At 63.0% G+C, this 23,214-nt stretch carries 23 protein-coding genes; 9 read left to right on the top strand and 14 right to left on the bottom strand.

The features are described from left to right. Window positions 1-12 precede the first annotated feature (12 nt). Entirely contained in the window at window positions 13-588 is a 576-nt protein-coding gene (locus AC1RQ5_RS16535; RefSeq protein WP_493200344.1) for an HdeD family acid-resistance protein, read from the top strand. A gap of 133 nt (window positions 589-721) precedes the next feature. Here AC1RQ5_RS16535 and AC1RQ5_RS16530 read toward each other — a convergent pair whose 3' ends face one another. The 3 genes from AC1RQ5_RS16530 to epmA are packed head-to-tail and all read right to left on the bottom strand — an operon-like array spanning window position 722 to window position 3,181. Next, window positions 722-1,000: a hypothetical protein gene (locus tag AC1RQ5_RS16530; protein ID WP_398476391.1), complete on the bottom strand. Its 279-nt coding sequence runs from the start codon at window positions 998-1,000 to the stop codon at window positions 722-724. A gap of 37 nt (window positions 1,001-1,037) precedes the next feature. Next, window positions 1,038-2,138, bottom strand: coding sequence for a lysine-2,3-aminomutase-like protein (locus AC1RQ5_RS16525; protein ID WP_493200342.1), 1,101 nt, complete (start codon window positions 2,136-2,138; stop codon window positions 1,038-1,040). Beyond that, entirely contained in the window at window positions 2,135-3,181 is a 1,047-nt protein-coding gene (gene epmA / locus AC1RQ5_RS16520; protein WP_493200340.1) for an EF-P lysine aminoacylase EpmA, read from the bottom strand. The genes AC1RQ5_RS16525 and epmA overlap by 4 nt, the downstream gene beginning before the upstream one ends. A 135-nt stretch (window positions 3,182-3,316) precedes the next feature. Here epmA and efp point away from each other — a divergent pair, with 135 nt between their 5' ends. From efp to AC1RQ5_RS16505, 3 genes are all read left to right on the top strand, one after another. Beyond that, window positions 3,317-3,883: an elongation factor P gene (gene efp, locus AC1RQ5_RS16515; protein ID WP_398476397.1), complete on the top strand. Its 567-nt coding sequence runs from the start codon at window positions 3,317-3,319 to the stop codon at window positions 3,881-3,883. 135 nt (window positions 3,884-4,018) lie between these two features. Continuing rightward, entirely contained in the window at window positions 4,019-5,248 is a 1,230-nt protein-coding gene (locus AC1RQ5_RS16510) for a lytic murein transglycosylase (protein ID WP_493200338.1), read from the top strand. A 113-nt stretch (window positions 5,249-5,361) separates the two neighbouring features. Next, a complete protein-coding gene (locus tag AC1RQ5_RS16505) occupies window positions 5,362-5,652 on the top strand; it encodes a hypothetical protein (protein ID WP_493200336.1) in 291 nt (96 codons plus the stop codon). Window positions 5,653-5,676: 24 nt separating this feature from the next. On the opposite strand, the gene AC1RQ5_RS16500 is transcribed toward AC1RQ5_RS16505, so the two are convergent. The 3 genes from AC1RQ5_RS16500 to AC1RQ5_RS16490 all read right to left on the bottom strand — a co-directional run bounded on the left by AC1RQ5_RS16500 (window position 5,677) and on the right by AC1RQ5_RS16490 (window position 9,446). Beyond that, complete coding sequence (locus tag AC1RQ5_RS16500; RefSeq protein WP_493200334.1) at window positions 5,677-7,068, bottom strand: class II fumarate hydratase; 1,392 nt, start codon at window positions 7,066-7,068, stop codon at window positions 5,677-5,679. Between the two features lie 7 nt (window positions 7,069-7,075). Beyond that, the gene (locus AC1RQ5_RS16495; protein ID WP_493200332.1) at window positions 7,076-8,056 is read right to left on the bottom strand and encodes a tripartite tricarboxylate transporter substrate-binding protein; all 981 of its coding nucleotides are present in this window, start codon (window positions 8,054-8,056) and stop codon (window positions 7,076-7,078) included. An 82-nt stretch (window positions 8,057-8,138) separates the two neighbouring features. Beyond that, window positions 8,139-9,446 carry a class-II fumarase/aspartase family protein gene (locus AC1RQ5_RS16490; RefSeq protein WP_493203448.1) on the bottom strand — a complete coding sequence of 436 codons (1,308 nt, stop codon included), beginning with the start codon at window positions 9,444-9,446 and terminating at the stop codon, window positions 8,139-8,141. Between the two features lie 169 nt (window positions 9,447-9,615). Here AC1RQ5_RS16490 and AC1RQ5_RS16485 point away from each other — a divergent pair, with 169 nt between their 5' ends. Further along, the gene (locus AC1RQ5_RS16485) at window positions 9,616-10,359 is read left to right on the top strand and encodes a GntR family transcriptional regulator (protein ID WP_493200330.1); all 744 of its coding nucleotides are present in this window, start codon (window positions 9,616-9,618) and stop codon (window positions 10,357-10,359) included. 79 nt (window positions 10,360-10,438) lie between these two features. Further along, window positions 10,439-11,155, top strand: coding sequence for a formyltransferase family protein (locus AC1RQ5_RS16480; protein WP_493200328.1), 717 nt, complete (start codon window positions 10,439-10,441; stop codon window positions 11,153-11,155). A 7-nt stretch (window positions 11,156-11,162) separates the two neighbouring features. Here the strand turns inward: AC1RQ5_RS16480 and recJ are convergent, their stop codons facing one another. The 7 genes from recJ to AC1RQ5_RS16445 form a co-directional block, all read right to left on the bottom strand. After that, window positions 11,163-13,001, bottom strand: a complete 1,839-nt coding sequence (recJ, locus tag AC1RQ5_RS16475) for a single-stranded-DNA-specific exonuclease RecJ (protein WP_493200326.1) — start codon at window positions 12,999-13,001, stop codon at window positions 11,163-11,165. Window positions 13,002-13,340: 339 nt separating this feature from the next. After that, window positions 13,341-14,060, bottom strand: a complete 720-nt coding sequence (locus AC1RQ5_RS16470) for a haloacid dehalogenase type II (RefSeq protein WP_493200325.1) — start codon at window positions 14,058-14,060, stop codon at window positions 13,341-13,343. Between the two features lie 152 nt (window positions 14,061-14,212). Further along, entirely contained in the window at window positions 14,213-14,668 is a 456-nt protein-coding gene (locus tag AC1RQ5_RS16465) for a GNAT family N-acetyltransferase (RefSeq protein ID WP_398476416.1), read from the bottom strand. A 15-nt stretch (window positions 14,669-14,683) separates the two neighbouring features. Next, window positions 14,684-15,682, bottom strand: coding sequence for a class II fructose-bisphosphatase (gene glpX, locus AC1RQ5_RS16460; protein ID WP_398476418.1), 999 nt, complete (start codon window positions 15,680-15,682; stop codon window positions 14,684-14,686). Between the two features lie 76 nt (window positions 15,683-15,758). After that, on the bottom strand, window positions 15,759-17,081 hold the full coding sequence (locus tag AC1RQ5_RS16455) for a homoserine dehydrogenase (RefSeq protein ID WP_493200322.1): 1,323 nt from the start codon (window positions 17,079-17,081) through the stop codon (window positions 15,759-15,761). Between the two features lie 71 nt (window positions 17,082-17,152). Beyond that, on the bottom strand, window positions 17,153-18,373 hold the full coding sequence (locus AC1RQ5_RS16450; protein WP_493200321.1) for an LL-diaminopimelate aminotransferase: 1,221 nt from the start codon (window positions 18,371-18,373) through the stop codon (window positions 17,153-17,155). 98 nt (window positions 18,374-18,471) lie between these two features. Next, entirely contained in the window at window positions 18,472-18,798 is a 327-nt protein-coding gene (locus AC1RQ5_RS16445; protein ID WP_493200319.1) for a hypothetical protein, read from the bottom strand. Window positions 18,799-19,031: 233 nt separating this feature from the next. Here AC1RQ5_RS16445 and AC1RQ5_RS16440 point away from each other — a divergent pair, with 233 nt between their 5' ends. From AC1RQ5_RS16440 to AC1RQ5_RS16430, 3 genes are all read left to right on the top strand, one after another. Continuing rightward, window positions 19,032-20,870: a PHA/PHB synthase family protein gene (locus tag AC1RQ5_RS16440; protein ID WP_493200317.1), complete on the top strand. Its 1,839-nt coding sequence runs from the start codon at window positions 19,032-19,034 to the stop codon at window positions 20,868-20,870. A 249-nt stretch (window positions 20,871-21,119) separates the two neighbouring features. After that, entirely contained in the window at window positions 21,120-21,521 is a 402-nt protein-coding gene (locus AC1RQ5_RS16435) for an MAPEG family protein (RefSeq protein WP_398476428.1), read from the top strand. A gap of 24 nt (window positions 21,522-21,545) precedes the next feature. Beyond that, window positions 21,546-22,487: a glutaminase gene (locus AC1RQ5_RS16430; protein WP_398476430.1), complete on the top strand. Its 942-nt coding sequence runs from the start codon at window positions 21,546-21,548 to the stop codon at window positions 22,485-22,487. 66 nt (window positions 22,488-22,553) lie between these two features. Here AC1RQ5_RS16430 and AC1RQ5_RS16425 read toward each other — a convergent pair whose 3' ends face one another. Continuing rightward, window positions 22,554-22,754, bottom strand: a complete 201-nt coding sequence (locus tag AC1RQ5_RS16425; protein WP_398476432.1) for a DUF2735 domain-containing protein — start codon at window positions 22,752-22,754, stop codon at window positions 22,554-22,556. Window positions 22,755-23,214 lie beyond the last annotated feature (460 nt).

Genomic DNA, 23,214 nt, shown 5'->3' with positions numbered 1-23,214 from the left:
CAGGAATACCCTATGACCATGCCCCCCGATTTCGCCGACCTGCAATCGAAGATGAGCGAGACCGTTCGCAATCACTGGAAGGCCTTCCTGATCGAAGGCATCGTGCTGGTGATTCTGGGCCTTGCCGCGATGATCGTGCCGCCGATCGCCAGCGTCGCCGTCACCGTGTTGCTCGGCTGGATGTTCTTCATCGCCGGCATCGCCGCTCTGCTGATGACCTTCTGGGCGCGGCAGGCGCCGGGCTTCATCTGGTCGCTGATTTCGGCCGTGCTGGGCATCGCCGCCGGCATCATCCTGTTGACGCGGCCGGCCGAGAGCACGCTGACACTGACAGTGGTGGTGGGGATCTACTTCCTCGCCGAAGGCGTCGCCACCATCATGTATGCGCTTCAGCACCGCAAGGAATTGTCGGAGCGCTGGGGCTGGATGGCCTTTTCCGGCCTGATGGATATCGCGATCGCGTTCTTCATCATCTCCGGCCTGCCGGGCTCGGCCGCCTGGGCGATCGGCGTGCTGGTCGGCATCAACCTGCTGATCGGCGGCTCGTCGCTGATCGGCATGGCGCTGGCGGCCCGCAAGAAGGCGTGAGATCTACGCCAGCCACTACACCCCTCATGGTGAGGAGGCGCGTAGCGCCGTCTCGAACCATGAGCTGGCTTGGCACCATCCTTCGAGACGCCCGCTTCGCGGGCTCCTCAGGATGAGGGCTTGAGTAGATGGCTCAGCAGCCCTTGCAGATATTCTTGATCATGCGATCGAGCTCGCGATCCTGCGCATCGATCCGGCTCGGATCGTCCTTGCCGGTCTCCGGCGGCAGATCGCCGGGGCGCGGCTGACGATGGCCGACAGGAGCTGCCGGCACATTGCCGGCAGAGCCGGATTGCGTCGTCGGCTGCGACCGCAAATTCTTCGGCGGCAGATTGCGCTGCGAATCCTGCGCCAGCGCCAAAGAATGTCCGAGCACGAACAGGCTCGCCGTCATCACGAACAATGTTTTCATTTGCTGTCTCCGACACCGACCGCGTGGAAGCGGATGATCACGCTTTCGGTGGATAAATATGCACGTCGCCGCAGTAGTCCAGCACACGATAGCTTGATTCCGATGACGTGGCACCGGCCGCATCCACATTCGTCACGACATCTTGCGACAAATAGTCTGGCCCGATCGGCGCCTTGCCGTAACCGCCGGGAATATCGAGCACATAGTCAGGCTGGCAAAGTCCCGACACATGGCCGCGCAGCGCGCGCATCAGCGCCTGGCCCTCCGCAATGGTGGTGCGCAGATGCGCAGTCCCTGGCGCGAGATCGCCGTGATGCAGATAATAGGGTTTGATGCGGTTCTCGACGAAGGCGCGCATCAGAGCCGTCAGGGTCTTCGCATCATCATTGACGCCGCGGAGCAACACCGACTGGCTGACCATGGGAATGCCCGCATCGATCATGCGTGCGCACGCAGCCTGTGCCGCGTCCGTAAACTCGCGCGGATGATTGGCGTGCAGCGCGACCCAGGTCGAGGCCCCCTTCACACGTAACGCTGCGACCAGGTCGTCACTCACGCGCGCGGGATCGGCGACCGGCACGCGCGTATGCAGGCGAATGATCTTCACATGATCGATGGCGGCGAGATCGTTCATGATCTCGGCGAGGCGCCGCGGCGACAGCATCAGGGGATCGCCGCCGGTGAGGATCACTTCCCAGATGTCATCATGCGTGCGGATGTAATCCAGCGCTGTCGCATAGGCCTCGCGCGACAGCGCCGTCTCCTTGCCCGGCCCCACCATCTCGCGGCGGAAACAGAACCGGCAATAGACCGCACAGACATGCACCAGCTTGAACAGCACGCGATCGGGATAGCGATGCACGATGCCATCGACCGGCGCATGGGCGTGATCGCCGATCGGATCGTCGCGCTCATTGGACTGCGCATCGAGTTCGCGCACATCGGGAATATATTGCCGCGCAATCGGATCGTCGGGATCACTGCTGTCGATGAGTTCAGCCACGGCCGGCGTGACGGCCACAGCGTAACGCGCAGCCACGCGCTCGAGCTCGGCCAGCGCCTGCTCGGGTGCCAGCCCTTCGGCGACGAGTTCGCTCGCCTGCCGCAGCGTGGTCGGGATTTGCACGATCCTGTTCATGCCGGCGGTGTCCACACGACCTGATCGATCCTTGTCGCTCCCGCCGCCAGCATCACCAGCCGATCGAAGCCAAGCGCCACCCCCGATGCCGGCGGCATGGCCGCAACGGCGGCGAGAAATTCCTCGTCGATCGGATAGCGCTCGCCATAGCGACGCTCCTTCTCGTCCATCGATTCAACGAAGCGACGGCGCTGCTCGTCGGCATCCGTCAGTTCGCCAAATCCATTCGCGAGTTCGACACCACAGGCATAGACTTCGAAGCGTTCGGCGACACGGGGATCAGCCGCCTTGGTCCGCGCCAGCGCCGCTTCCGGTGACGGATATTCATACAGCACGGTCATCCGCCCCTGCCCGAGATGCGGCTCGACATGCTCGACCAGAATCTTGCTGAAGATATCCGACCAGCTGTCGTCTTCGGCGACCCGGACACAGCCCTTGGCGGCCCCCGCCAGCGCATCGCGATCACCGCTGCTCTGCCACACTGTTGCCGCAAGATTCACGCCCGCGAAGCGCTCAAAAGCGTCAAAAACCGTGAGGAATTCCGGCGGCAAACTTGCGTCAGCTTTGTGGCCGCGGAAGCTGAATTCGCGTGTCCCCGCCGTCTCGGCGGCAAGCTGGATGATCGCGACGGTGTCGCGGATGACAGCGTCATAGTCCTCATTGGCCCGGTACCATTCCAGCATGGTGAATTCCGGCAAATGCCGATCGCCGCGCTCGCGGTCCCTGAACACGCGCGCCAGCTCGAAAATCCGCGTTTCACCTGCTGCCAGCAGCTTCTTGCAGGCAAATTCCGGCGATGTGCGCAGATACCGCTCGCGCTTTGCACCGTCATGATCGATCAAATCCGCCCGCGGCGCGTGCAGATGCGTCTCGTTGCCCGGCGACACCACAAGTGCTCCGGTTTCGACCTCGGTAAACCCCTCGGCCTCGAACCAGGCCCGCACCGCGCGCGTGATCCGGCCCCGCGCCTGCAGGAAACCGCGGCGATCCTGGTGCCGGTTCGGGCTCCACCAGGGCGAAATCGGGTCGGTTCCGGGGGTCAAAGCACTGCCTTTTTCGGTTGCAAGGCGCTGGCATTCCGACCGCAAATCAGTATGTTGCCGCCTGAAATCGCTTCGCAGGCCGCGCGGCAATCGTGCCCCATCCGGCCTCGGCCGACAAATTCAGGAAAATTCGCTGTGAGAGTCATCGCCAGTTCTATTCGCAAGGGCAACGTCATTGAGCAAGAAGGCAAGCTCTACGTCGTTCTGTCCGCCGAGAACATCCATCCCGGCAAGGGCACCCCGGTCTCGCAGATCGAAATGCGCCGAATCAGCGATGGCGTGAAGATCTCGGAGCGCTACAAGACCACCGACCAGGTGGAAAAGGCGACCATCGAGGACCAGAACTTCTCCTTCCTGTACCAGGACGGCGACGGCTTCCACTTCATGAACCAGGAAAACTACGACCAGGTCCAGGTTCCGCCGGATGTCATCGGCACCGCCGCGCCCTATCTCCAGGAAAACATGGTCGTGAAGCTGTCGCTGCACGACATGGTGCCGGTCGCCATCGTCCTGCCGCAGCGCGTCACCCTCGAAGTCGTCGAGACGGAGCCGGTGACCAAGGGCCAGACCGCATCCTCGTCCTACAAGCCGGCAATCCTGTCCAACGGTGTCCGTTCGGCGGTCCCGCCGCATGTCGGCACCGGCACCCGCATCGTGGTGCTGACCGAAGACGGTTCCTACGTCGAGCGCGCCAAGGATTGATCCTTCGGCGCATGAACGAACATCAAGCCCCGGAAGCTCGACGCTTCCGGGGCTTTCGTTTGCTCTGCCTGCGTCCTTTTCCGCTGCGACAGCTTCGCCCTGCCGCCGCCCGCCATCCCGCGCTAGACTGAGCCTATGGCCCAGATCGATTCCCGCATCTCCCGCCGCACCCTTCTGCAATCCGCGCTCAGTGCCAGTGCGCTGCTGGCCCTGCCTGCAGGAGCCCTTGCCGCGCCCGCTGGCTTCGACCAGTGGCGCGATGGCTTCCGCGCCAAGGCGGCAGCCAAGGGCATCTCCAGCGCCACCTATGACCGCGTGATGGGCCGCCTGGAGCCGGACATGTCCGTGTTCCAGAAAATGAAGAAGCAGCCGGAGTTTCACGAACAGGTCTGGCAATATGTGAACCGCCGCGCCTCCGACTGGCGCATCACCGCCGGCAAGGACGCGCTGCGCAAGAACAGCGGATTGTTCGATCGCATCGAGCGCGACTTCGGCGTCGAACGCGGCACGCTGCTGGCGCTGTGGGGTGTGGAATCCGCCTATGGCGATCCGCTGGTGCAGACCAATCACATGCGGCCGGTCTTCCCGCAGCTCTCGGCGCTGGCCTGGAACGAGCCGCGCCGTCGCGCCTATTGGGAGACCGAACTCATCAACGCGCTGCGCGTGGTGCAGAACGGCTGGGGTACGCCGGAGGAAATGCGTGGCTCCTGGGCTGGCGCCATGGGGCATACGCAATGGATGCCCGAAGTCTGGCTCAATGTCGGCATCGACTACGACAAGGACGGCCGCGTCTCGCCCTTCGGCAAGCCGGACGATGCGCTCGGCTCCAGCGCGCGCTTCCTCGTCAATCGCGGCAAATATCCGCGCGGCGAACACTGGGGCTACGAGGTGCGAGCCAACGGCGCTACGGAATCCGATGCGAAGCGCTCATACGCCGCCTGGACTGCTGCTGGCGTAACGCGCGCCGATGGCCAGGCGTTTCCGCAGCCGAATGCAACGGCAAAGCTCTGGACGCCGGTGGCGGGTGGCCCGAGCTTCCTGCTCGGACAGGGTTTTTACGCCGTGCGCAGCTACAATCCCTCGATGAACTACGCGTTGGCGATCTGCCATCTCGGCGATCGCATTCTGGGCGCGCCGCCCTTCATCCAGCCTTTCCCCGGCTCCGAGCGCATCCTGACGCTGGCCGAGGTACAGGAGCTGCAGACGCGACTGACACGCGCGGGTTTTGACACCGGCGGCACCGATGGCCGCGTGGGCAATGACACGATGCAGGCAGTGCGCAACTATCAGACAAAGATGAGTTTGCTGCCCGCGGATGGCTATGGCGGACTGAAGGTGCTTGCGCGGTTGAGGCAAGGTGGGTGATAGTTTTGGTAGGATGGGTTGAGCGAAGCGAAAACCCATCATTCGTCCATACGGCAAGCTCCGCTGATGGGTTTTCGCGAAGACGCTCAACCCATCCTACAAGAGAACATGTCATGCAGTTTTCACGACGTAAACGAACGCTCGGCCTTCTGATGCTGGCCATTGCGGCTGCCTCCGTTCCAACAACCGTCAGCGCCATCACGCTCGAAGTCGCGCGGAAATGCGAGGCCGCCACGTCGAAAGCGTTTCCGCCGCGCGTGCCGGGCAATCCCGCGGCTGGCAGTGCGGCCGGATCGGGCGCAGACCAGCGCGCCTATTACAGCAAATGCGTCGCCGATGAAGAAGCGGCCCAAGGCGCCGGCAAGGCGGACAGCACGAACAAGCCGGCGGCACCCGCGAAGTGATGCTGGTGTAATCGCAGGAGAAGGCTACAACAGACCAGCCATTCGCTGGGGATCGACATGGCAATCGTATTCTTCGCCGGTCAGAACACCCAACGCGATCGCGGCTTCGCGTGGTGTCATCGCTTCATCCAGCGCCTTGGCCGTGATCATCGCCACCTTGTCGTAGCCGATCACCGGGTTGAGCGCTGTCGGCAGCAGCGGCGCGTTCGCCACATTGGCGGCAAGCTGGCGATGATCGACGTCGAGGTCGCGAACCAGACGTGATGCAAAGACATTCACGCCATCGGCAAGAATGCGGATCGACTGCAGCACATTGTAGATGATCACCGGCTTGGCGACATTGAGTTCGAAATTGCCGGATGCACTCGCAGCCGTGACGACGGCATTGTTGCCCATCACCTGAAAGCAGACCTGCGCCAGCATCTCGGCAATCGTCGGATTGCGCTTGCCGGGCATGATCGACGAGGTCAGCCCGTCATGCGGGATGACGAGCTCGCCGAAACCGCAGCGCGGGCCTGAGCCGAGGAAGCGGATATCGTTGGCAATCTTCAACAGGGTCACGGCGAGACCGTTCAGCGCTGCAGAGACTTCCACCAGCGCATCATGGGCTCCCATGCCTTCGAACTTGCTGGGGTTCGGGACGAAGGCTTCGCCGGTCAGCGCGTTGAGGTGCTCGCAGAATGCGCTGTCGAAGCCCCTGGGCGCATTGAGGCCGGAGCCGACCGCGGTGCCGCCTTGCGGCAGCATCAAGAGGCGCGGAAATACGGCGTCGATGCGATCGATGGCGTGAGCGGTCTGGCGCGCAAATGCATCGAAGGCCTGGCCCATGGTCATCGGCACGGCATCCATCAAATGCGTGCGGCCGATTTTCACGACAGCGGCGAAGGCGTCTGCCTTGATGCGGAGATCATCGCGTAGCAGATTCAGCGCAGGCAGCAACGCGCTACGCAACTGCAGCGCCGTCGCCACATGCATCACGGTGGGAAAGCTGTCATTCGACGACTGCGAGCAATTGACGTGATCGTTGGGATGGACCGGCGACTTGCTGCCGAGCGGCTGCCCTAGCAACTCGTTGGCGCGATTGGCGATCACCTCATTGGCATTCATGTTGGTCTGGGTGCCGGAGCCGGTCTGCCAGATCGGCAACGGGAAATGATCGTCGAACCGGCCCTGTTGCAGTTCGAGCGCGGCGGCCTCAATGGACGTCGCAATCTCTGGCGCGATGACGCCGAGCTGCAGATTGGCACGCAATGCGGCGATCTTCTGCAAGGCAAAGGCGTGGATCAGCGCGACCGGAAAGCGCTCGTCGCTGACCTCGAACACCTCAAGGGCGCGCTGCGTCTGCGCGCCCCAGTAACGATCCTTCGGCACGGCGATGGTGCCGAAGGAATCCTTCTCAATGCGTGTCTCTGTCACGTCCCGCTCACTGTGCGCCGACGACACCGGCGTTCTTGATGATTGGCGTCCACTTGTCGATCTCGGATTTGAGATGCTTGGCCAGCGCGTCGGGCGTGGCGCGCTCCGGCGCAACGGGCTGCGCGCCAAGAGCACCAAGGCGCGTCTTCACGGTCTCGTCCTTCAACGCGACGTTCAGCGCGGCATTGAGCTTGTCGAGCACCGGCTTCGGCGTGCCCTTCGGCGCGAACAACCCGTACCAGACGGTGTACTGGAAATCCTTCAGGCCCGCCTCAGCCGTGGTCGGCAGCTTCGGCAGCGCCGGCGCGCGTTCAGTGCTGGTGACGGCATAGCCCTTGATGGTGCCGCCATCGACATTGCCCACCACATTGACGATCTGGTCGCACATCACATCGACCTGCCCGCTCATCATGTCGTTCATGGCCGGTCCCGCGCCACGATAGGCAATCTGGGTTGGCTGCGTGCCGGTGGCCGCATTGAGCAACAGGCCGCAGAGATGCGAGGCCGAGCCAATGCCGGCATGGGCATAATTGACCTTCTCCTTGGTGGTCTTCATCCAGGCGATCAATTCGGCGAGATCCTTGGCCGGCAGGTCTTTGCGCGCCACGAAGACCGATGGCAGATCGACGGCGAGACCGATCGGCTCATAGTCCTTGATCGGATCGAATTTGAGCTTTGGATACAGCGCGGGATTGGTCGCATGGCTGATATGGATCAGCAGCAGATTGTAACCATCCGGCGGCGACGCCGCGACCTTTGCGCTGCCGATGGAGCCACCGGCACCGGTGGTGTTCTCGACGATGACCTGCTGCTTCAGCGGGCCGCTCATGGCCTGCGCCAGAAGGCGCGCGATGGTGTCGCCGGGGCCTCCTGCGGAATACGGCATGTTCATGGTGATGGTGCGGGTGGGAAATTCCTGCGCCAATACTGGTGCGGTGATCAACGCCCCGGCGAGTACGCATGCGGTTTTCAAAATCATCTTGGTCATTGCAATTTCTCCCATGTTTTTCTGCTTACGAAGGACGGTAGGATGGGCTGAGCGTCGCGATACCCATCCTCCGAAGTCGCCGTTATTTGCTCAGGCTCAGCACGCGATCGACCATCGGGCCGCACAGGCCGAGATAGTTGGCGGGATCGCAATGTTTGCGGATCGCATCCTTGCCGCCGAGCGCTTCGACAATCTCCGGTACTTCGGCGAGAATATCGGCAAGCGTGCCGCCGCCTTCGATCGCCTTGCGGCAGGCGTCATAGACGACGTCATGCGCATGCTGACGGCCGAGCTTTGGCGCGGCCGCCATCATCACCGCTTCGGCGACGATGAGGCCGCGGGTGAGATCGAGATTGTCCAGCATGCGTTGCTCGTGGACAACGAGGCCTCCCAGCATGAATTTAGCGTTGGCCAGCGACGACGCCGTCAGCAGAAAGCTTTCCGGCAAAGACACCCATTCGAGGTGCCACGGTCCCGTGGCGCGTTCGAGGTCATGGATCATGCCGTCGAGCATGGTGGCGACGTGCTGGCGCACCGCCTTGGCCGCGGCGAGCATCAGTTCGCTGGAAATCGCGTTCCGCTTTTGCGGCATCGTCGATGACGCGCCGCGACCGGGCACGAAAGGCTCGGCCACTTCGCCGAATTCGGACGACGACAACAACATCACGTCAGTGGCGATCTTGCCGAGGGTGCCGGTAATCAGGCCAAGCAACGTCACCGCTTCGGCAATGCCATCACGCGCGACATGCCAGGTGATCGACGGCTGATGCAGGCCGAGTTCTTCGCAGAACAGCTTTTGCATCTCGAGGCCGCCCTCGCCCACCGAGGCCAGCGTGCCGGCAGCGCCGGAGAATTCGCCAAGCAGGATGCGCGGCAGCGCCTGTTCCACGCGCTCGATATGGCGATCGATGGAGGACAGCCAGACCGCCGCTTTGTAGCCGAAGGTTACCGGCAGCGCCTGCTGCAGATGGGTGCGCCCGGCCATCGGCGTGTCGCGATACTTCTTGGCCATGGCTTTGAGGATGTCGCGGACCTCGCAAAGGTCGCGAGCGACGATCTCCAGCGCGGCGCGAATCTGCAGGACATTGGCGGTGTCCATGATGTCCTGGGTGGTGGCGCCCCAATGGACGAAGCCGCCGGCCTCGCCTGCGGCGGCCGAGAGCTGATGCACCAGCGGCAGAATGGGATAGCCGACGATCTCGGTCTCGTGGCGTAGCTTGTCGAAATCGATCGTGATGGATTTGCCGGCGGCTTCGATGGCCTTTGCAGCGTCCTTGGGAACGACGCCGAGACGGGCCTGGGCACGGGCCAGCGCCACCTCGGCCTCGATATAGCGCCCGACCAGGGCTTCGTCAGAGAACACGGCCCGCATCTCGGCGGTGCCAAACATGTCCCGGAACAAGACCGAGTCGAATACCGTGCTGCCCAAGGCGTTTCCTCCGCTTTTATGTTCGTACATATTAAATTGTACGAACATAAACCCTATGTCAACCTGCTTCCTTGACGGCATGGCGGCGGATCGGGCTTGCATGGACGGGAACAGAGACTCAGGGGCTTAAGTGGCAACCGTCGAAAAACGATACGCACTGGTGGCACGGGCGCTGACAGAGGCGATTGCGGACGGCCGGCACCCGGTCGGCTCGGTGCTGCCGACGGAATTCGAACTGGCGGAGCAATTTGCCGTCAGCCGCTCGACCGTACGCGCGGCGATGCAGGAGCTTCAGGCCTCGGGTCTGGTGAGCCGCAAGCGCAATGCCGGTACGCGCGTGGAGGCTGCAGCGCCGACGCGCGGGGGCAACGGATTTACCCAGGCGCTGAACACGATCGAGGCCGTCCAGCAATTCGGCAGCGAGACCGAGCGACACGTGCAGCGCGTTGCCGATGTGGTGGCGGATCGCGATCTCGCGGGACAGCTCGGTTGCCAACCTGGCCGGCGCTGGCTGTGCATCTCAAGCCTGCGCATGATCCCCGGCGATGCCACGCGGACGCCTATCTGCTGGACCGATGTCTATATCGACGGCGCCTTCGCCGACGAGGTCCGCGCGAAGATGGACGGACATCACGAGATCTTCGGCACGCTGGTGGAGAAGATTTCGGGACGGCGCTTCGTGGAGATCCGTCAGGACATTTCTGCAGTGGGTGTGTCACAGGTGATGGCGGAGCCGCTCAAGACCGAGGTCGGCGCGCATGCCCTGTCGATCCGGAGACAGTATCTGTTTGCATCAAGCGAACTGGCAGAGGTGTCGCTCAGCGTGCATCCGGCGGACCGGTTTCGCTATTCGACGCGATTGACGCGCAGCTAGCGGGCGAAAATTGCAGGTCAGGCTCCGTCAAGCTCTGACTGCAACGCTTGGCTGCGTTTGATTCCCATCGGCAGCAGGCATGTTCGACACCCTTATTCTTCTGACCGGCCACGACGAATATTCAGTCTTCGCGCCGCAGCTCCGCGAATGCAATCCGGCCCTGACTGTGCTGCCTGCATTCACCCTCGACGATCTCAAGGCCATTTCGCCGCGACAGTTGCGCCGGTCACGCCTGATCGCCTTCACCACCGATGTGATCGTGCCCGGCGCGGTGCTCGATCAGTTGGGCCATGGCGCCTACAATTTCCATCCGGGACCACCGCACTATCCGGGCTGGGCACCGGCGCATTTCGCGACCTACGATCGGGCCACCGACTTCGGCTGCACCATGCATCGCATGGTGGAACGCGTCGATGCCGGGCCCATCGTCGCCGTCGAGATGTTTGCCATTCCGCCGGACATGACTGTCGGCGGGCTGGAGCATCTGGTCTATACGAAGCTGATCGAGATGTTGCTGACCATGGCGCGGACGCTGGCGACGCAGGCGTCGCCGTTGGCCGAGAGCGACATCCGATGGGGCAACAATCGCAAGACGCGCGCCGACTTCGCCGCCATCTGCCAGATCCCGCTCACCATCTCGCCGGAGGAGCTCACACACCGGATCGCAGTGTTCGGCGACAGCGTGGGTGTTCTGCCGACGCTCGAACTGCATGGCTATCGGTTCACGCTCGTGGCGCCCGAGGCCGGCGCGCCCGTCGCCGCCGAAGTTGAAGCCGGCACGCGTATCGCAGCGTAGGCCCGCATCAGCGGATCATCCGCGGCTCCGACGATGGCAGCGCCACGTCGATGACGCGCATCTGCACCCGCTCCTGTCCCTGCCAGCGATCGACGGTGAGCGAACCGGCCACATGGACCTGCTGGCCGCGATATTCCTGCAGCGCGTTGCCGAGCTTCTGGCCGATGGAGCGGAAGGCGATGCCATTGACCATCGCGCCGTCGGGCGCTTTGAGCCGCAGCCGCAGATGCGCCTGGCCGACTTCATCCACATAGGCCAGTTGATGCGCGGGTAAGGCGACGACCGGCTCGGGATTGGCCTGGCCGAACGGGCCGGCGCGATTGAGGGTGTTGACGAGATCGACGGTGACGCCGCGCGCGGTGACGGCGCCGTCGATGAACAGCTCTTTTTCATTGCGGGATTTCGCGACGTCGGGCGCGAGGCGCTCTTCCAGAAACGCGCGGAATTCGCCGAGCTTTTCCTTGCGCAGCGTGACGCCGGCGGCCATTGCGTGGCCGCCGCCCTTCATCAGCAAGCCATCCGCCACGGCCTGCCGCACGGCCTTGCCGAGATCGACGCCGGAGATCGAGCGGCCGGAGCCCGTGCCGATGCCGCCGGGCTCCAATGCGATGGCGAAGCTTGGCCGTGCAAACTTCTCTTTCAGACGCGAGGCAACGAGGCCGACGACGCCGGGATGCCAGCCTTCGCTGGCTGTGACGATGACGCTGCCTTTGTCTTCGAGGCCGAGCGATGCGAGCGCTTCGGCTTCGGCCTGTGCCTCGGCGGCCTGCTCGATGACACGGCGCTCGACATTGAGGCGATCGAGTTCGGCAGCGATGCGCGCGGCCTCGGACACATCGCCTTCGAGCAGCAGGCGCACACCGAGATCAGCGCGCCCGATGCGGCCGCCGGCATTGATGCGCGGCCCCAGCATGAAGCCGAGATGCCAGGCTTCCGGCGGGCCGTTGAGGCGCGCCACATCCATCAGGGCGACATGGCCGACATGATCGCGGCGGCGGAGCGCAATCAGGCCTTTTGCGACGAAGGCGCGGTTGAGACCGATCAGGGGGGCCACGTCGGCGACGGTGCCGAGCGCCACGTGATGCAGCATGTCGAGCAGGTTCGGCTCCGGCATTTCCGGCTTCCAGAAGCCGCGCGCGCGCAACTCGCGATTGACCGCGACCAGCGTGATCAGCACGAGGCCGACGGCCGCGAGATGGCCGAGGCCCGAGATGTCATCGAGACGATTGGGGTTCACGACGGCATCGACGTCGGGGAGTTCTTCATTGGCCTGATGGTGATCGATCACCACCACGGACATGCCGAGCTTCTTGGCTTCCGCTAGCGGCTCGAAACTTGTGGTGCCGCAATCGACGGTGACCAGCAGCGTATTGCCCTTCCCCGCCAGCGTGCGGATCGCATCGACATTGGGCCCGTAGCCTTCAAAGATGCGGTCGGGAATGTGGATGTCGGGATCGAGCCCGCAATGGCGCAGATGCCAGGCGAGCAGCGCCGAGGATGTCGCGCCGTCCACGTCATAGTCGCCGAAGATCGCCACCTTCTCGCCGCGCTGGGCGGCATCGGCGATGCGTTTCGCGGCGGCTTCCATCTGGGTGACGGTGTACGGATCCGGCATCAGTTTTCGGATCGTCGGATCGAGAAAGTCCTCGACCGCATCGAGTTCGATGCCGCGGCCTGCAATCACCCGCGCCAGCATCTCCGGCAGCTTGAACCGCTGCACCATGGCCAGCGCGCGCGCGGCCCCGCGCTGATCGACGCGGTCACGCCAGATCCGCCCGGTGGCGGACTGGGTCACACCGAGGAACGCGGGATGGATCAATTCGGGGATGTCGGTTTGCGGGGACATGCGCGCACATAAGCATGATGGGCGCAGGAGGCAAATGGTGGGATCGGCGGCGCCTTCGTCCCCCTCGTGGTGAGGAGGCGCGAAGCGCCGTCTCGAACCATGAGATGGCCAGGCTCGAAGGTTGCCACCATCCTTCGAGACGCCGCTGCGCGGCTCCTCAGGATGAGGGCGGAGTGCGATCCGAAATGACGGGATCGGCGGCGCCCTCCTCCCCCCTCATGGTGAGGAGGCGCGCAGCGCCGTCTCGAACCATGAGATGGCCAGGCTCGGAGGTTGCCACCATCCTTCGAGACGCCGCTGCGCGGCTCCTCAGGATGAGGGTGGAGTGCGATCAGGCACTCAGCACCCCAGCCGCTTCGCCAGATCCTCGAAATCATTGGCCACCACGTCCCAATCACCCTCTGCCTTGAAGTCGCGGTTCTGGTGCGGGCCGTATTCGGTGATACGCGGGACGAAGCCGGTCTTGAGGCCGGACTTTTGTGCTGCGTCGAGGTCGTTGTTGTGGGCGGCGACCATCATCACTTCATGCGGTTTCAGGCTGAGCATCTCAGCCGCGCCAAGATAGCTCTCGGGATCCGGCTTGTAATGCTTGAACAGTTCGGCGCTCATGATGAGATCCCATGGCAGGCCGCCGAACTTCGCCATGTTGGTGAGCAAGGCGACGTTGCCGTTCGACAATGGGCTGATGATGTATTTCGTCTTCAGCCGCGTCAGGCCGGCCACCGAGTCCTTCCACGGATGCAGGCGATGCCAGCCAAGGGTGAGATGGTGCAGGTCGTCGTCGGTTAAGCCGGTGATGCCGAATTTCTCGACCAGGACTTCCAGCGATTGCCGATGCAGTTTGTCGAGCTTGACGAAGCCGCGCTCGGGATGATGCCGCACGGTGTCCATGGAAGGCATATAGGCTTGGCGCCACGCATCGACCAATGCGGTCCAGTCGGCGGTGACACCGCGTGTCGCGCCCCATTTGCCGAGGTCGTTGATCAGGCTCGTGCGCCAATCGACGACGGTGCCGAACACGTCGAAGATCAGGGCTTTGACGGCGGAGGTCTCGCTCATGGTCTCGCTCCCGTATTTTGTTTTTTGTTCTTGATCGTCATTCGGGGCGCCCCGAAAGTGCGAACCCGGAATCCCGGAGTGTTTGGCTCTACGGTGTTTCAGCTATTCTGAGATTCCGGGTTCGCGCCTTCGGCGCGCCCCGGAATGACGAGCTAAAACACTTTCCGATACTGCATGAAGCCGGAATTGTCCGCGACCTGATCGTACAGAATCCGCGCCTGCGCGTTTTCGTTCTGCGTCAGCCAGTGCACGCGGCTGCAGCCATCGGCTTTCGCCTTGGCATAGACGGCTTCAATCAATGCGCGGCCAACACCGAGGCCGCGCGCGCTGTTATCGACGAACAGATCCTGCAAATAGCAGTAATCACCCGGCGTCCATGACGAGCGGTGATACAGGAACTGCACGATGCCGGTGAGCTTGCCGTCAACATAAGCGCCGAGCAGGAACATCTGCTCGTTCGCATCATGAAAGCGCTTCCATGCCGTGTCGGTGGCGACCTGCGGCAGCGTCGCTTTGTAGAAGGTCAGATAGCCCTGCCACAGCGGCTCCCAGGCGGCCCGTTCATCGGGGCCGACCGGGCGGATTTCGACATTCTGGGCTTTGGGCATTTGCGCCTTGCTGACTTAATCGAGGTGGAATTTTTCGAGCTGACGATGCTCGCCCTTGATGATGCGGACGGTGCCGGTGACCGAGCGCATGACGATGGTCTCGGTCTCGATCACGTTGCCACGGAACTTGACGCCGGACAGTAGCGCGCCATCTGTGACACCCGTTGCAGCGAACAGGCAGTCGCCCTTGGCCATGTCCTCGATGCGATAGATCATCTTCGGATCGTTGACGCCCATCTTCTTGGCGCGCTCGCGCTTCTCGTCGGTGTCGAGGATCAGGCGGGTCAGCATCTGGCCGCCGATGCAGCGCAGCGCCACGGCCGCCAGCACGCCTTCAGGCGCGCCACCGGTGCCCATATAGATATCGATGCCCGACTTGTCGGGATCGGTGGTGTGGATGACGCCGGCGACGTCGCCGTCCGGGATCAGACGCAGCGAGGCGCCGGTGGCGCGGATCGCGTTGATGAGAGGTTCATGACGCGGACGTTCCAGCACCAGCGCCGTGATCTCGGACACCGGCACGCCCTTGGCCTTGGCGAGGCGCTGGATATTTTCGGCCGGCGGCGCGTCAAGATCGAGCAGATTCTTGTCGTAGCCGGGACCAATTGCCAGCTTTTCCATATAGACGTCGGGCGCATGCAGCAGCGTGCCGCCATCGGCCATCGCCAGGGTGGCGATCGAGCCGGGCATGTCCTTGGCGCACAGCGTGGTGCCTTCGAGCGGATCGACGGCGATGTCCACCTTGGGGCCGGCATTGATGCCGACCTTCTCGCCGATGAACAGCATCGGTGCTTCGTCGCGCTCGCCCTCGCCGATCACGATGGTGCCCTCGATCGGCAGCTTGTTGAGCTCGCGGCGCATCGCGTCCACCGCCGCCTGGTCGGCGGCCTTTTCCTTGCCATGGCCGCGCAGGCGCGCAGCGGAGACGGCGGCGCGCTCGGTGACGCGGACGATTTCCAGCGTCAGGATGCGCTCGAGGAGCTGCTGCGGCGGGACGGAAATAACGGTGGACATGGATTGGCTCCTTTAGTTCGGCGGGGACAGACACCCCGTTGGGGCGGCTGCCCCCGTATAACGCTGACGCGGGCGTTCAGTTCTTTTCGATACGAATGACCTGCGGCTTGCCGGAGATCACCTTGTCCTTCTGCACCGCCTGCAGCGCGCGGCGCATGGCGTCCTCGGAGGTGGCATAGGTGATCAGGATAACCGGCACGGGTGACGATTTCTTGGTGCCATCGATGGGTTCGAGGCCACCATTCGGATGTTTCTGCACGATGGATTCGAGCGAGATCTTCTGTTCGGCGAGACGCGTGGCGATACGCGCGGCAGTGCCGGCGAGGTCGCGGGCCATCAGGCGGATGTAATAACCGCCTTCGTGACGCTCCATCGGCGCCTTGGTGGTGGGTGTGAGCTTTGCCACCGGCTGCGCGAAGGGCAGCGCGCGGACGTTGCGGGCGACATCGGCGATATCGGCGAGCACGGCAGAGGCCGTCGCCGCGCCACCTGCGCCGGGACCGACCAGCGTGATCGGCGCGATACCAGCGCCGTCGATGGTGACCGCATTGGTGACGCCCATCACTTGCGCGATGGATGAGGTCAGCGGGACCATGGTCGGATGTACGCGCTGTTCGATGCCCGTCTTGGTGCGCATGGCGACACCGAGCAACTTGATGCGATAGCCGAGATCAGCGGCGGCCCGCAGATCTTCAGCCGCGATTGTGGAGATGCCTTCCACCGACACGGCGCTCTCGGCGAGTTTGGTGCCGAAAGCGAGGCTGGCCAGAATCGCAAGTTTTTGCGCGGTGTCATAGCCGTCCACATCGAAGGACGGTTCGGCTTCGGCATAGCCGAGACGCTGCGCATCCTTGAGGCATTCGGCGAAGGACAGGCCCTCCTGCTCCATCCGGGTCAGGATGTAATTGCAGGTGCCGTTGAGAATGCCATAGACGCGATTGATCGAGGTACCGGACAGGCCCTCACGGAGAGTCTTGATCACCGGGATGGCGCCGGCAACGGCGGCTTCATAGTTCAGCGCGCCGCCATGTTTCTCTGCGGATGCCGCGAGCTTGAGGCCATGCTTGGCGACCAGCGCCTTGTTGGCGGTGACGACCGACTTGCCGGATGCGAGGGCTGCGGAGATCGACGACAAAGCAGGATCGCCTGCGCCGCCCATCAGTTCGACGAAGCAATCAACTTCCGGATGGGTCGCGACCGCCAGCGGGTCCTTGATCCAGTCGATGCCGCGCAGATCGATGCCACGCTTCTTGGCCTTGCTGCGGGCGGTGACCGCCACAACCTTGATGCCACGACCACAGCGGGCCGCGAGGATGGACTGCTGCGCTTCGATGAGACGGACGACTTCGGCACCAACGGTGCCGAGACCCGCGATACCCACTTTGAGGGGTGCGACCATAAAACTGTAACCTGTCGGATTTTCTTCGTGAGCAGAGGTTTTGCGGAAGCCAGGCGGCTTCCGCAAAGGCCTTATCGCCGATTGGCGAGCGGAACCACGTTGTGCAACGTTTCCAGCCCGCTTTCAAGGAAGCGGCGGACACCGCGAGCAGCCTGGCGAATGCGCTGCTCGTTTTCGACCATGGCGATGCGGACATAGCCCTCGCCGTGTTCGCCGAAACCGATGCCGGGCGCCACAACCACACCGGACTTTTCAACGAGAAGCGTTGCAAACTGCATGGAGCCGACTTCGCGGAATTTCTCGGGAAGTGGCGCCCAGGCGAACATCGACGATTCCGGTGACGGAATGGTCCAGCCGGCCCGGCCGAAGCTGTCCACCAACACGTCGCGGCGCTTGCGGTAGGTGTCGCGCATTTCCTTGATGCAGTCTTCCGGGCCGTTGAGCGCAGCCGTGGCCGCAACCTGCACCGGCGTAAAGGCACCGTAGTCCAGATAAGACTTCACGCGGCTTAACGCCGAAATGATGCGCTCATTGCCGACTGCAAAGCCCATGCGCCAACCGGCCATGGAGAAGGTCTTGGACATCGAGGTGAATTCGACGCAGACGTCGATGGCGCCGGGCACCTGCAGCACCGACGGCGGCGGATTGGCATCGTTGAAATAGACCTCGGCATAAGCGAGGTCGGACAGGATGTAGATCTCGTGCTTCTTCGCAAAGGCCACGAGGTCCTTGTAGAAATCGAGGCTGGCGACCTTGGCGGTCGGATTCGACGGATAGCAGACCACCAGCGCGATCGGCTTCGGGATCGAATGCTGAATGGCGCGCTCGACCGCCGGGAAGAAGTCCGGCGTCGGGTCGGACGGCACCGAGCGGATCACGCCGCCCGCCATCAGGAAGCCGAAGGCATGGATGGGATAGCTGGGATTGGGCACCAGCACGACATCGCCCGGCGCGGTGATGGCTTGCGCGACGTTCGCAAAGCCTTCCTTGGAGCCGAGCGTGGCGACGATCTGGGTGTCCGGGTTCAGCTTCACGCCGAAGCGGCGGGCATAGTAGCCAGCTTGGGCCTTGCGCAGGCCGGGGATGCCCTTCGATGACGAATAGCCATCGGTGCGTGGCTTGCCGAGGGTCTCTTTGAGCTTTTCGAGCACATGCGGCGGGGTCGGCAGGTCCGGATTGCCCATGCCCATATCGATGATATCGGCGCCCGAATTACGCGCGGCGGCTTTGGCCCGGTTGATCTGTTCGAACACATAGGGCGGCAGGCGGCGAATACGGTAAAACTCTTCCATGGTCTCGGGCTCCGGGGGAACCGCCTTCAAGGTGCGGTTGAATCGCTTCTTTTTAGCATGGGGACCGGGTGACACCAGTCACGACCGGGTGGAATCGCTCAGCGGGTCGAGGTTTTTGCCGCTGGATCGGCCGGCGTCACCACGGCCTGGCGGTCGCGGGCCTTGATCAGGTCGGCCTCGAGCTTGGCCTGCTCGGCCGGAGCGAGCGTGGGACCGCTAATGCGGGTGGTCGGGATATCGTGCACTGGAAGGTATTCGCCGGGCTGGGCCGGCCGCTGCGGCAGGCCGGCGGGGGCGCCGACCACGGGCAGATCGGCGACGGTCGAGGCGCAGCCGCCCAGAACCACGCCAAGCGCCAGCAGCGCCGCCACGGTCCCTGCCCGGCCGCCTGCCAATGTCCTGCCCATCGTTCCCGAACGCGTCACGCCACAACCTACCATCGCTTTTCGCACGGCCTCATCCAGACCGCGCCGCACCATCTAGGTGACAAATCTTTAACACCGTCAGAATGGTGCAGGCTTGGCTGCCTAATATGACCGAAGCAAGACGCATGACGCGCTGCAGCACATCGAATCCTGCGGCGATCTGCGAACTATGTCATCATGCTGCCGCGTGGTGACGTATCGTCACCGCATTGGAATGAAATCGAAGCCGCGCCATGACCGACGTTGCCGATACCCGACCTTCTCCCGGCCAAGCCAACGGTAAGGCTGACGATGGCGCCAAACCGTTCAATCCGGAGGCCTTTGCGCTCAACATGGCCCGCGCCATGGAAAGCAGCGGCAAGGCACTGGCGGCCTATCTGCAGCCGCGGCAGAACGGCGAAACCGTCGACAAGCCGCCGAATGAGCTGACCGAAATCATCAAGACCTTCAGCACGGTGGCGAATTACTGGCTGTCCGACGAGAAGCGCTCCACCGAGCTGCAGATGAAGCTCGGAAAAGCATACCTCGATCTCTGGGGCACGGCGATGCGCCGGATGACCGGCGAGGCGACCGAGCCGTCATCGCAGCCGCCGCTCAAGGACAAGCGCTTCAGCGATCCCGAATGGAAGTCGAACCAGTTTTTCGATTTCGTGCTGCAGGCCTATCTGCTCGGCACCCAGTGGGCGCACGAGCTGGTCCGCAATGCCGAGGGGCTGGATGCGCATACGCGCAAGAAGGCCGAATTCTATGTCACGCAAATCACCAATGCGATGTCACCGTCGAATTTTGTGCTGACCAATCCGGAAGTGCTGCGCGAGACCGTGGCGTCGAATGGCGGCAACCTGATGCGCGGCATGGGCATGCTGGCCGAGGATATCGAGGCCGGCCGCGGTGCACTGCGCATTCGCCAGTCCGATCCGAGCGGCCTTGCCGTCGGCGTCAATATGGCGACGACGCCGGGCAAGGTGATCTATCAGAACGAGGTGATGCAGCTGATCCAATACACGCCGGCAACGGAGAGCGTGCTGCGCACCCCGCTGCTGATCGTGCCGCCCTGGATCAACAAGTTCTACATCCTCGATCTGAAACCGGAGAAGTCGTTCATCAAGTGGTGCGTCGATCAGGGCCTCACGGTGTTCGTGATCTCCTGGGTCAATCCGGACAAGGCGCTCGGTGCCAAGACCTTTGAAGACTACATGAAGCAGGGCCCGCTGGCTGCCATGGATGTGATCGAGAAGGTCACGGGCGAACTCACGATGCACACGATCGGCTATTGCGTCGGCGGCACCCTGCTCGCGTCCACACTGGCCTGGCTCGCCGAGCATCGCCGCGTGCGCGCGGCGTCGGCAACCTTCATGGCGGCCCAGATCGACTTCACCCATGCCGGCGATCTCATGGTGTTCGTCGACGAGGATCAGATTGCAGCGCTGGAAAAGGACATGCAGACCGCCGGCGTGCTCGAAGGCAGCAAGATGGCCATGGCCTTCAACATGCTGCGCTCGAACGACCTGATCTGGTCCTATGTCGTGAACAACTATCTCAAGGGAAATCTGCCGAAGCCATTCGACCTGTTGCACTGGAATTCCGACGCGACACGGATGCCGGCGGCCAATCATTCGTTCTATCTGCGCAACTGCTATCTCGAGAACAAGCTCTCCACCGGCAATATGGTGCTCGACAATACGCGACTCGATCTCTCCAAGGTGAAAGTGCCGGTCTATAATCTGGCCACGCGCGAGGACCACATCGCCCCGGCGGAGTCGGTGCTCTATGGCTCGCAATTCTTCGGCGGGCCGGTGAAATATGTGCTGTCCGGTTCGGGCCATATCGCGGGCGTCGTCAACCCGCCAGCCTCGGGCAAATACCAGTACTGGACCAATGACAGCAATCACGCGGCCAATGTCGCCGACTGGATGAAGTCGGCGACGGAGCATGCGGGGTCGTGGTGGCCGAACTGGCGCGAATGGATCGGCAGCATCGACGGCGAGGAAGTGCCGGCGCGACAGGTGGGGACCGAGGCCTATCCAGCCATCGAGGATGCGCCGGGGAGTTACGTTCGGGTGCAGGCTTAGCGCGCTCGTCGCCACCCGCGAAAGCGGGTGGCCGAGTAAGCTCCCGTGTGGCGATTGTCGCGAATGGCGCCGGTTAGTGGATCGCCCGGTCAAGCCGGGCGACGACAGTAAAAGCACAAATGCCCTTCCCTTGGCGTTGTCACACCGACCGTCTATGCTGCGCCAACACGCAGGGCGGTCCGCCCTGCTCCCGATTTTGCATGACCATCTCCCCGCGTTTTCGCGGGAATTTCTGACAAGGAACCGCCCATGACACGCGAGTTGTTCTGGCTGACGCTGACGGTGATTCTCACTGGCGTGATGTGGCTGCCCTATATCCTCAACCGCATCATGGTGCGCGGCGTCGGCGGATCGATGGCCAATCCCTCGCGCAACGACAAACCGCAGGCCGAATGGGCCAACCGGATGATGTTCGCGCACGACAATGCGGTCGAGAACCTGATTATCTTCGCGCCGCTGGTGATCATCCTCAATCTCGCCGACGTCTCGACCCCGGCCACCGTCATGGCCTGCATCGTCTATTTCTGGTCGCGCATCGCGCATCTGGTGGTCTACACGCTCGGCTTGCCGGTGCTGCGCACGGTGGCTTTCATCATCGGCTTCGTGGCCCAGGCAGTGCTGGCTGTCGCGATCCTGCGTATTCCGGTCTGAACCGGAATCCGCTAGTTCACTGCAATGAGCAAAGCTGCGCCCGATCTCCAGACCGTTGTCACTGAAATTGCCGCAGAGATGGCGCAGCGGCCCGACCGCGGCGAAGTCGCGAGCTACATTCCCGAACTCGCGGGCGTCGATCCCAATCAATTCGCGCTGGTCGTCGTGGACGGCGACGGCAATGTCGCCGCCGGCGGCGATGCCGATGTGCCGTTCTCGATCCAGAGCATCTCAAAAGTGTTCACGCTGACGCTGGCGCTCGGCATGGTCGGCGACCGGCTGTGGAAGCATGTGGGCCGCGAGCCGTCGGGTAACCCGTTCAACTCCATCGTCCAGCTCGAGCGCGAACGCGGCGTGCCGCGCAACCCCTTCATCAATGCCGGCGCCATCGCCGTCACCGATGTGATCCTGTCCGGCCATCAGCCGCGCGAGGCGATCGGCGAGATCCTGCGCTTCATGCAGTTTCTGTCGGGTGACAGCGGCATCGTGATCGACGAGACCGTGGCGGCCTCGGAGAAGCGTACGGGCTTCCGCAACACCGCGCTGGCGAATTACATGAAGTCGTTCGGCGTGATCAGCAATCCCGTGGACTTCACGCTCGGCGTCTATTTCCACCACTGCGCCATCGCGATGTCGTGCCGGCAGTTGGCCATGGCGACGCGGTTCCTCGCTTATTCCGGGCGCAATCCGAGCACCGGCCTTTCGGTCGTCTCATCCGAGCGCGCGCGCCGCATCAATGCGCTGATGCTGATGTGCGGCCACTATGACGGCTCCGGCGAATTCGCCTATCGCGTCGGCCTCCCCGGCAAAAGCGGCGTCGGCGGTGGCATCATCGCGGTGGCGCCCGGCAAAGCCTCCATCGCTGTGTGGGCGCCAGGCCTCGACCACCACGGTAATTCACATCTGGGGCGCATCGCGCTGGAAGAGCTGACTCGGCGTCTGGGATGGTCGATCTTCGGGACCTGAGGCCTCACGAAAAAGGGCCGAAACATTGCTGTCTCGACCCTCGGCCTCCTACTTCACCCGACGCTCTCAATGCTCCACCTTCCGCTTGTCTTCGGCGATGGCATCGTCGTGATACCAGCCTGAGCCGAAATCGACGGCGGGATAAGCACTGAAGTCGATCGGCTTGATCTCGCCCGGACGCCGCTCAAGTGCTGCGCGGCCGCCCACCGGGAACTGATAGATGGTTGCCGTCGGCTGCGGTGGACCGGAATGGTTGCTTATTCTCATCTCCTGGATCTCCTGCCTGACGTGTTTTTGTGTCCGTTTGGCTGTCAGGACGCTCAAATGTAACAGGCCCGCCCTTGGTTTGTGCCGACTGCCTTCAAAAAAGCAGGCAATTGCCAACAATATGCGCAGACAAGCCGCATGCGCTTCGGGCACGCAGTTTTTGGCCGCCGCGGACAGGCTCCACACTGGCTGAATGAGCGTCCAGCAGGCAGAAAAGTTCCTCAGAAAATGACCGTGCTACGGATTTGAGCAGACGGTATTTTAGTAGGACACCCAAAACCCTGAGATTTCTGCAGGAATCCGCTCCGAATCTCGTCCATCACCAGTCGTCGCAGGCGACCTGTGGATGGCCCCTGGAGGCGTGGCGATTTTTCCGTCACAAAACCGTTGCACCGCGACAAGTTGGCATACTACGTGCTTATAAAGCAGCGCCGCCGGGCATGAACTTCCGATCCCGGCA

The organism is Tardiphaga sp. GW821-FHT12E02, from assembly GCF_058807155.1.
This window is presented reverse-complemented; position numbering and strand designations above follow the sequence as displayed.